Source organism: Rhizobium sp. NZLR10, assembly GCF_019685125.1.
Lineage (GTDB): Bacteria > Pseudomonadota > Alphaproteobacteria > Rhizobiales > Rhizobiaceae > Rhizobium.
In genome coordinates this window covers 19,498-28,774 of record NZ_JABDWE010000034.1, presented here as the reverse complement: position 1 = coordinate 28,774, position 9,277 = coordinate 19,498, and the positions used below count along the sequence as shown (strand labels likewise).

The 9,277-nt window shown below is 60.0% G+C and carries 7 protein-coding genes and 1 tRNA gene; 4 read left to right on the top strand and 4 right to left on the bottom strand.

Features of this window, described 5'->3' with window-relative positions; genetic code table 11:
• Positions 1 to 31: 31 nt before the first annotated feature.
• From HJB82_RS31250 to HJB82_RS31235, 4 genes are all read left to right on the top strand, one after another.
• A tRNA-Met gene (locus HJB82_RS31250) sits at positions 32 to 108 on the top strand.
• A 275-nt stretch (positions 109 to 383) separates the two neighbouring features.
• Positions 384 to 1,178 (top strand): hypothetical protein, encoded by a 795-nt coding sequence (locus HJB82_RS31245; protein WP_221117919.1) that lies wholly within the window; start codon positions 384 to 386, stop codon positions 1,176 to 1,178.
• A 180-nt stretch (positions 1,179 to 1,358) separates the two neighbouring features.
• The gene (locus tag HJB82_RS31240) at positions 1,359 to 2,147 is read left to right on the top strand and encodes a DUF2092 domain-containing protein (protein WP_221117918.1); all 789 of its coding nucleotides are present in this window, start codon (positions 1,359 to 1,361) and stop codon (positions 2,145 to 2,147) included.
• On the top strand, positions 2,144 to 2,473 hold the full coding sequence (locus HJB82_RS31235; RefSeq protein ID WP_207581940.1) for a hypothetical protein: 330 nt from the start codon (positions 2,144 to 2,146) through the stop codon (positions 2,471 to 2,473). The genes HJB82_RS31240 and HJB82_RS31235 overlap by 4 nt, the downstream gene beginning before the upstream one ends.
• Positions 2,474 to 2,485: 12 nt before the next feature.
• On the opposite strand, the gene HJB82_RS31230 is transcribed toward HJB82_RS31235, so the two are convergent.
• The 4 genes from HJB82_RS31230 to HJB82_RS31215 form a co-directional block, all read right to left on the bottom strand.
• Positions 2,486 to 5,668 (bottom strand): efflux RND transporter permease subunit, encoded by a 3,183-nt coding sequence (locus tag HJB82_RS31230; protein WP_221142357.1) that lies wholly within the window; start codon positions 5,666 to 5,668, stop codon positions 2,486 to 2,488.
• A 40-nt stretch (positions 5,669 to 5,708) separates the two neighbouring features.
• Positions 5,709 to 6,905 (bottom strand): efflux RND transporter periplasmic adaptor subunit, encoded by a 1,197-nt coding sequence (locus tag HJB82_RS31225; protein WP_207581938.1) that lies wholly within the window; start codon positions 6,903 to 6,905, stop codon positions 5,709 to 5,711.
• A 173-nt stretch (positions 6,906 to 7,078) separates the two neighbouring features.
• Positions 7,079 to 7,843, bottom strand: a complete 765-nt coding sequence (locus HJB82_RS31220; protein ID WP_207581937.1) for a DUF4239 domain-containing protein — start codon at positions 7,841 to 7,843, stop codon at positions 7,079 to 7,081.
• A 132-nt stretch (positions 7,844 to 7,975) separates the two neighbouring features.
• Positions 7,976 to 9,109 carry a calcium:proton antiporter gene (locus HJB82_RS31215; RefSeq protein WP_207581936.1) on the bottom strand — a complete coding sequence of 378 codons (1,134 nt, stop codon included), beginning with the start codon at positions 9,107 to 9,109 and terminating at the stop codon, positions 7,976 to 7,978.
• Between the last annotated feature and the right edge of the window lie 168 nt (positions 9,110 to 9,277).

The window sequence follows — 9,277 nt, the reverse complement described above, 5'->3', positions numbered from 1 at the left end:
TACTCAAGCAGATCCAATGGATTTGCCATGGCGCGGGGTGGAGCAGCCCGGTAGCTCGTCAGGCTCATAACCTGAAGGCCGCAGGTTCAAATCCTGCCCCCGCAACCAATCCTTCCATGATCAAACATACAATACCCAAAAACCCGCCTCATGGCGGGCTTTTGCGTTTACGGGGCGACGGTGACACTATTCCGATGAGTTGCGGTCGCTTTTCAAGCGACGTAGATAGTTGCTAAATAGATAATATTCTAATATACCTAAATCAGGCGCTTCTTACATTTTCACAGTCGCAAGTAACGTCCGTCCATTCGGCGGCGCGTATTTATCCTATTCAAAGGCAGTTCGATTTCATGAAGTAGATCAAAGATTTATTGGGGGGAATCATGGGAAAATGGGGATCTTTCCTGCTGGCGCTTCCGTATCGGCGGCGGCGTCTTCTATCGCTAATCTTCGGGTTGCCTGCGTTCTGCGCGGTGGTGTTTCTCGCCGGGATTGTGTCTGCGCAAGCGCCGACCGAAGAGCAGCGTGATGCCATCAGAGCAGAGTGCCGCTCCGATTTCATGGCGAAATGCTCCGGGGTTACGCCGGGAGGTATCGAGGCGCTCACTTGTTTGCAGCAGCATAGCGCTACGCTTTCGGCAGGTTGTCAGAAAGCGGTGTCCGCCGTGAACGTCAAACCCAAATCGACATCGGCGGCGCCGACGCCGGCTGCGCCTGCAAATACTGCGGTGACTACCCCGGCGCCTGCTACCGGCACGCCGGCGCATCAGCCGACGCAGGCGCAGCGCAATGCGGTCAAATCGGCCTGTCAGCGCGATTTCATGACGCAATGTTCCGGTGTCACGCCGGGCGGTGCGGCGGCGCTCAGCTGTCTGCAACAGCGCAACGCGGCTCTATCGGCACCATGTCAGCAAGCCGTTGCGGCATTGGGGGAATCGGGGGCGCCGTCGGCCGGCGCTGCGGCTGCCACCGGTGCGATCACGCCGGCCCCTCGGGCAGTGATGCCAGCCTTCTCACCGCGTGAGGAAGTGATGATCCTGCGTGAAACCTGCGGAGCGGACTTCCGGGCATTGTGCCGCATGGTGCCTTTGGGGGGAGGGCGAGGCATTGCCTGCCTGCGCGACAATCTGCAACGCGTATCACCAGCCTGCCATCGCGTGCTGACCTCGGGCTTGTAACGCTCGTTCGCAGTTGCTCTCTGAAAGAGACCATCGCGCGTTCCGCCGAGAAATTTGGTGCGCGCGATCCCGCGAAGTCCGCAAGCGGTGGTTTACCCACTTTTCATGTTCGGCTGCGGCAGGTCCGGCGCCATCTGCAATTCGATGAAATCAATGACGACACCAACGAAAGGCATTGCCATGTCATCGACTTTCCCTTTCCCGCGGTTGAAGCGGATGCTCCTGTATGTTTCGCTTGCCGCCAGCCTGGCGCCGCCGACCAGCGCATGGGCAGATGATGCGAAAGCTCTTTTAAAGACGATGTCCGATTTTCTGGCGGCGCAGAAGACGATCTCCTTCAGCTATCAATCGTCGCTCGAAGCAGTGACGCCTGCCTTCGAGAAACTCCAGTTCGTGAGTTCAGGGACAGCCAACCTCACTCGTCCCGATAAGCTGCGGGTCACGAGAACCGGCGGCTTTGCCGACCTCGATGTGAGTTTCGACGGTTCGTCGCTGACGGTTCATGGCAAGAACCTCGACGCCTATGCCAAGATCGACGGCAAGGGTTCGCTCGATGATTTGATCGACAGGCTGATGACCGCAGGCGTCGAAGCGCCGGGCGCCGATCTTTTAGCCTCCAACGTCTATGACGTGCTTATATCAGATGTGACGGAGGCCAAGCATATTTCCAGCGCTTTCGTGGATGGGGTCGAATGCGAATATCTGGCCTTCCGAACGCCTGAGATCGACTGGCAGATTTGGATACAGAACGGCCCGCAACCCATACCGCGGCGATACGTCATCACCAGCAAGCACGTCGTCCAGGCGCCGCAATACACTCTCGAAATCAGCGATTTCAAAAGCGGGGCGGATGTGGCGGCCGTTTCTTACACCATCGAGATTCCAGCCAGTGCAAAGACGGTGGATCTCAGCGAGCTGCAATCGCTCGACGAGCTGCCTGAAGCCGCCGATATGGGAGACTTAAAATGATCTATAACAAGCTGTTCCTCGCCCTCGGCCTGGCCGGTTTTCTGACATTCACCGGCTTCCACATCGGGGAGCAGGGATCCATGCCACTGTCGATCAGCTTCGCTACGCCGGCGGGCGCCGTCATCGGCAGACCGCTGACGCCGCTCTCCTATGCAGGCGTTGCCCGCCGGACGACGCGCCGGGTCGTCACACGCACGACGACGACCATCGCCGTGCTTCCAGCAGGCTGCCGCTATGGTCCCTATTACGGCGGCTATTATTATCGCTGCGGCGGTTATTATTATGCCAAGAGCGGCAATGTCTATGTGCAGGTGATCGTCCAATAATTGCTGCTCGCCTTACCGGAGTTTCGCTATCTCCGCCTCCGCAACTGGTGCAGCCGTGCTTGTGGTCGCTCCGCGGCGCTTCCAGTGTTCCTCGAGGCGCTGCAGCAGCACGTAGAAGGAAGGAACAAAGAGGATGGCAAGGCAGGTCGAGGCGATCATGCCGCTAAAGACCGATATGCCGATCGACTTGCGGGCCGATGCTCCGGCGCCCGTCGCCAGCACCAGCGGCAGGACGCCGAGGATGAAGGCGAAGGACGTCATCAGGATCGGCCGGAAGCGCAGGCGGGCGGCCTCGACGGCCGCATCCAGGATTTCCATGCCTTCTGCCCGCTTTTCGCGAGCATATTCGACGATGAGGATGGCATTTTTGGCTGCGAGCGCTATCAGCAGGATGAGGCCGATCTGCGTATAGAGATTGTTGGCGACGCCCGCCGCCATGAGTGCTGCCACCGTTCCGAGAAGGGCGAGCGGCACGGCGAGGATGACCGCCAGCGGCAGGATCCAGCTTTCATATTGGCCGGCGAGCACGAAATAGACGAGGAGCATGGCCAGCGCGAACACAAAATAGATCTGCCCGCCCACGGCCTTCTCCTGATAGGACAGCGCCGTCCATTCGAAGCCGGTGCCTGGCGGCAGCGTCTGATCGGCGATCTGCTCCATCACCGCGAGCGACTGGCCGGAGCTGAATCCTGCGGCTGGCCCGCCGACGATGGTGGCTGTGGGATAGAGATTGTAGAGGCTGATCAGGGACGGGCCCTGCGTCGTCTTAACATCGACGACCGTGCCAAGCGGCACCATGGTCCCGTCGCCGGCCTTGACCTTCAGATTTCGGATGTCTTCAGGGCTGATACGGAAATCGGATGCGGCTTGCGCATAGACTTGGAAGGTGCGGCCGAACTTGTTGAACTGCGTCACATAGCTCGAACCGATATAGCCGGAGAGAGCGGAGAAGACCTGGCCCACCGTAATTCCCAGCGTCTCCGCCTTGATACGATCGACGGATACCGCAAGCTGCGGCACGTTTGAGCGAAAAGGCGTACTGAGCCTCTGCAGCGATGATTGCGCATTGCCGTTTTTGACGATCGTATCGGCAAGCGATTGCAGCAGTGGATAGTCGGATGCGCCGTTTCTGAGTTGGACCTGCATGGTAAAGCCGTTGGCATTGCCGACGCCCTGGATCGGAGGCGGCACGACGACCAAAGTCTTGGCGGCCAGCACGCTTTGCAGCGCCTCGTTCAGATGCTGATAGATCGACAGCAGGTCCTGTCCCTTCGCCTTGCCGCGCTCGTCCCAATCCTTGAGAACGACATAGGCGACGCCGGCATTCTGCAGGCTGGCACTGTTGTCGAGAACGGAAAGGCCGCTGATAGTCAGCACCTGATCGACGCCAGGTGTGGTTTCGGCGATCTTGCCGACCTCTTCCATCACCGCATCCGTCCGCTCCTTCGAAGCGCCGTCGGGCAATTGCGCGCTGATCAGCACATAGCCCTGGTCCTCGAGGGGCAGAAAGGCGGTCGGCAGGCGCGTGAGCCCCCAGACGGCGACGCCGATCAGCGCAAGTGCTGCGATCGCCATGATACCGCTGTGGCGGGTCATCGATCCGATCAATCCGGCATAGTGGCGCTCGCCCCAATCATAGCCCCTGTTGAAGCCGCGATAAAAGGCGTTGCGTTTCTCGAAGGGCACCGGCGCTCGCAGCCAGAGGGCGCATTGCGTCGGTTTCAGCGTCACGGCATTGATGGCGCTGATCAGCGCCGTGGCGGCGATAACGAGTGCGAACTGCCGATAGAGCTGGCCGGTCAGGCCGGGCAGGAAGGCGGCCGGAACGAAAACCGCCATCAGCACGAGCGTGATCCCAATGACGGGGCCGAGCAGTTCTTCCATCGCCTTCTCGGCAGCCTGCCGGCCGGACATGCCCGCCTCGATGTGCCGGGCGACGCCTTCGACGATGACGATGGCATCATCGACGACGATGCCGATGGCAAGAACGATGGCGAACAGCGTCGACAGGTTGACGGTGAAGCCCAATGCCGCCATGGCGGCGAAGGCGCCGATGATGGTGACCGGAACGGTGGTCGCCGGCACGAGCATCGCCCGCCAATCCTGCAGGAAGACGAGGATGACGATGAGAACGAGAACGCCGGCCTCGATCAAGGTGACGTAAACCTCGTCGATGGAGGCCTTGACGAATTTCGTCGTGTCGAACGGCAGATGATACTCAAGCCCCGGCGGAAAGCCTTTCGAGAGCTCCTGCATTTTAGCGTTCACCGCCTGCGCCACCGCAATGGCGTTGGCCTCGGGCAATTGAAAAATGCCGATGCCGGCCGCCGGCCGGCCGTTTTGCGTGAAGGACTGGCTGTAGGTCTGGGCGCCGAGTTCGACGCGGCCGATATCGCGGACGCGCGTGATGCGGCCGCCCTGTCCGCTCTCGACCTTGACGATAATGTTCTCGTAGTCGGCGGCTTCGTTCAGCCGGCCGTTGACGTTCAGTGTGTATTGAAAGACTTGTCCTTTCGGCACCGGTGGAATGCCGATTTGACCGGCGGCGACCTCTTGGCTCTGCTGCTGCACGACGCTGACGACATCCTGCGGCGTCAGGCCGCGGGCCTGCAGCAGGTTCGGATCCATCCAGATGCGCATGGCATATTGGCCGGCGCCGAACACGGTCACGTTGCCGACGCCCGGCAGGCGGGCGAGCTCATTCTGCAGATTGATGACGGCGTAGTTCGACAGGAACAAGCTGTCATAGCGGCTGTCGGGCGAGGTCAGGCTGACAAAGCCGAGGATCGCCGTCGATTTCTTTTGCGTCGTCACGCCCTGAAGCTGCACGGCTTCGGGAAGCGACGACATCGCTATGGCGACGCGGTTCTGCACCAGAACTTGCGCCTGATCAGGATCCGTTCCGATGGCAAAGGTGACGGTCAGCGAATAGGTCCCGTCGCTGGCGCTCGCCGACTGCATGTAGAGCATGTCCTGCACACCGTTGACCTGCTGCTCGATCGGCAACGCGACGGTGTCGATAAGGGTCTGCGCGCTGGCGCCCGGGAAGCGCGTCGTCACCTGCACCGTCGGCGGAACGACATTTGGATATTGCGCCACAGGAAGTTGGAGAAGGGCGACCGCGCCGATGAGCACGAAGACCAAGGCCAGAACGTTGGCGAGCACCGGTCGCTCGATGAAGAAGCGCGAGATCATGCTGGTGTCCTTAGACGTTCAGATGAGCATGGTGGCGAATTCACTGCGTGGTGGTGTTGGCCTTGGCATCGCCGGCGGCGCTCGCCGCCGGGTTCATTTCCATTTTCTCGGGTGTGACCTTGCTGCCGGGGATCGCCTGCTGGATGCCTTGAGTCACGACCCAGTCGGCCGGATCGAGGCCTGAGTCGATAACGCGAAGCGAACCTTCGCGCTGGCCGGTCTTGACCTGTTTCTGCTCGACGATATCGTCTTTGCCCAGAACTAGCAGGTAGCTGCCCAACTGGTTCGTTCCGATGGCGTCGTCGCGCACCAGCAAAGCCTTGTCGTTATGGCCGACCGGCACTCGGACCCGCACGAAGAGACCCGGCAACATGGCCCGGTCCTTGTTGTCGAATAAGGCGCGTACCTGAAGAGTGCCTGTGGAGGCATCGAGCTGAGGCGACACGTAGTCGAGATGACCCTTGTGCGGATAACCTTGTTCCGTCTGCAAGCCAATTTCCGCAGCCATGCTCGGAAGGTCCGTCTGCTTGAAGGCATGTCCCTGCCTTGCCATGGTTTCCTTGATTGTCAGGACCTGGACTTCGCTGACGTTGAAATAGGCATAAAGCGGATCCGTCTGGACGATGCTGGCGAGTTTGGTGGGGCCGGATACGCCGACGAGTGCGCCGATATCGACGAGATGGTCCGTGACGGTGCCATCGAAGGGGGCAAGCACCTCCGTATATCCGAGGTTGATCGTCGCCAGCTCGAGATTGGCTTGGGCGTTGAGGATGGACGCATTCGCCTCGTCGAGCGTCGCCTTGGCGCTGTCGACTGCGGTCTGTGTGGTGACCTGTTGCTTCGATAGATTGAGCTGCCGATCATATTCCTGCTGCGCACCCACCTGCGATGCCTGTTGCGAGGCGAGCGATGCCTTCGCCTGGTCGAACTGCGCCTGGTAGGTGTTTCGTTCGATTCCGAAGAGCTTGGTACCCTTCGTCACCGTCATGCCGTCTTGGTAATCGATGGACTCGATGTAGCCCTGGACGCGTGCTTCGATATCGACGGAATTCAGCGGCGCCGTATTGCCAGTAAGTTCGAAATACAAGGTGACCGGTTGCTGGACCGGTTGGGCGACGCGAACCGGAGCTGGCGGAGGGGGGACGTAGGTGTTGCCGCTGTCCTCGCAGCCTGCGAAAATTGCCATGCCGGCGAGCACCACTGACAGGTGCAGACCCTGATCCAATCTCACACGCATTGCCGCCGCCCCGATGTTTACGAGCCCCAGTCTTCATGCGTGCCTCGGCGGAGACGACCTTCTCCGAAAAGTTCCGGGCATGTGATATTATGTCGCGGCATTGCTGCAAATTGCAATAGCTGCTGGGGCACAATTGAATCATGTCGGAGTCGTTCGCGGACGCCACGCGATGGCTATGGTTTTCCCAGCCGTTCGATGGTGGACTGCAAGGGGGCATCGGAAACACGGATCAGCCCGACATAGGGATTGGCCATGTCCGAAATCAGGAAGACCGCGCCCGCGACGGACAGGGCGCAAACCAGCAGAATCGACAGCACGGTCAGGTTGGCCGGCGCCTGCAGCCCGAAGGTCGCAAAAAGCAGCGAGAGCCAGCAGACGAGCACAGCGAGGAAAGCCCAGGGCAAACCCTCTTTACCGGATTCGACCAGCAGCCAGTGGGTCTCGGCCACCATGCCGCTCACATCAAGAGCGCGCACCTGCAGCGAACGCTGTACGGCATCCTTCGGCGAGAGGGATCGAAGATCGCCCTGAACCGCCTCGATATCCTGATATTCTCCCAGCGCCTTGCCGGATGCCTCGTCGGTGGTCTCGGCCGACCAGCCGCGGCCCAGGCGTTTCTCGATCAATTCACGCAGCAATTGCCGCGCCATGTCTGTTTCCGGCCCGTACTGGGCCATGACGCGGTCAAGCAGGAGCACCCGTGCCGCCGCCGTTCTCATTTCCACTTCGGCATTGTCGTATGTCGTCTTGGCGGATGCGATCAGGAGGCCGAGTGCCAAGGCCGACAGCGTTCCTACCACCGCGGTCGCCAGCCTGATGGCATCCTTGGATTCAGCATTGAGGTGATGATCCGGCAAACGGTCGCGCGCCAGCAATCCTATCGATGTCGCCACCGACAGAAAAACAAATACAAGCCCGCCAAGCAACAGTGAGCTCAAGTCCCGGTCTCCGTCACGTCAAGCTTGCAAGCGCCGTGAGGCTTGCAAGTGGTGCATTCATTACTGTCACCATAGCGGAAGACAGGCAGAGCGTGGAACTCTTTACTTTGTTGTTCTCGCGCTGATCGGAGATCATTGCTGGAAAATGAGCAGCACGTAAGCCAGGAAAAGTACAAGGTGGACCGCACCTTGCATGAGATGCGTGCGGCCGCTGGCAAAGGTAATGATGCTGACGGCAAGGGTGAGCAGCAGCATCACCAGATCTCCGTGTTCCAGGCCGAGGGTGACCGGGTGCCCGTAAAGACGGCTGATCACTAGCATCGCCGGCACGGTCAGCCCGATCGTCGACAATACCGAACCAAGGAAGATGTTGACGGAGCGCTGAAGATTGTTGGCGATGGACGCACGCACTGCGCTTATCGCCTCAGGCGTTGCGACAAGGATGGCCATCACAACACCGCCAAATGCGGTTGGAGCATGCAGGGTTTCGATAATGTAATCGATCGGCCGCGCAAGCTGTTCGACCAGGAAGACGACGGGACCCATATAGGCGAAAAGCAGAATGGCATGTGGCCAGACCGGTCCGTGGCGAGGCACACGCTCGCCGCGCAGCTCGTGAGGGTTGCTTTCGTCAGAGAAATAGTCCCGATGGCGGCCGGCTTGAAGAAACAGAAATGTGGCATAAAGGCCGACCGATATGACACCCAGTATCAGTTGCCTCGGTGCCGATGGATGCTGCCCGTCCGGATCTGCAAGAAATGTCGGCATGACCAGGCTCAATGTCGCCAGCGGCACGATCACGCCGAGATAGGCGTTGGCGCCCTGTAGGTTATGCTGTTGTTCCGGTCGCCGCCACGCACCCAGCAGCAACGACAGGCCGACCATGCCGTTCAGGATGATCATCACGACAGCAAACAACGTGTCGCGCGCCAGTGTGGGATTGTTTTCGCCGTGAAGCATGACGGCTGATATTGCCATCACCTCGATCGAGGTGATGGCAAGTGTTAGAATGAGTGTGCCGTAAGGCTCCTTCAGCCGCTCCGCCAGGTGGTCTGCGTGCCGCACGACCGACAGAGCGGAGCCGAGCACGACCGCAAACAGCCAACCGAAAACGACAGTGAACCAAAGCGGATCGGAAAGCTGGCCGAAGAGCTGCTCCTGGAAAGCAAGAAATACGAAGCTCGTCGCGACGCTGACGCCCAGGAACCATTCCTCGCGCACCAGGCTGGTGGCGCTGACGGCACGCAATCCGGGATCGTCCGTCATCGAAACCACCCGCCTTCTGGCAAATGCCGTCGCAATGCGATCATCAACACCATCGTGTCCGCCCGCTGTCTCCTGCCTGCCACCTGAGCCAAGCGGAAATGAGGCTGCCTTAAGGCGAACCGAACCTCAAGCAAGATCGTATGTCACTGAGCAAAACTTGCAGGTCTT

Bases quoted from the DNA above. Each gene is read 5' to 3' on its own strand.
- HJB82_RS31225 (WP_207581938.1), bottom strand. From the start codon at position 6,905: ATGCGTGTGAGATTGGATCAGGGTCTGCACCTGTCAGTGGTGCTCGCC.
- HJB82_RS31235 (WP_207581940.1), top strand. From the start codon at position 2,144: ATGATCTATAACAAGCTGTTCCTCGCCCTCGGCCTGGCCGGTTTTCTG.
- HJB82_RS31245 (WP_221117919.1), top strand. From the start codon at position 384: ATGGGAAAATGGGGATCTTTCCTGCTGGCGCTTCCGTATCGGCGGCGG.
- HJB82_RS31240 (WP_221117918.1), top strand. From the start codon at position 1,359: ATGTCATCGACTTTCCCTTTCCCGCGGTTGAAGCGGATGCTCCTGTAT.
- HJB82_RS31230 (WP_221142357.1), bottom strand. From the start codon at position 5,668: ATGATCTCGCGCTTCTTCATCGAGCGACCGGTGCTCGCCAACGTTCTG.
- HJB82_RS31215 (WP_207581936.1), bottom strand. From the start codon at position 9,109: ATGACGGACGATCCCGGATTGCGTGCCGTCAGCGCCACCAGCCTGGTG.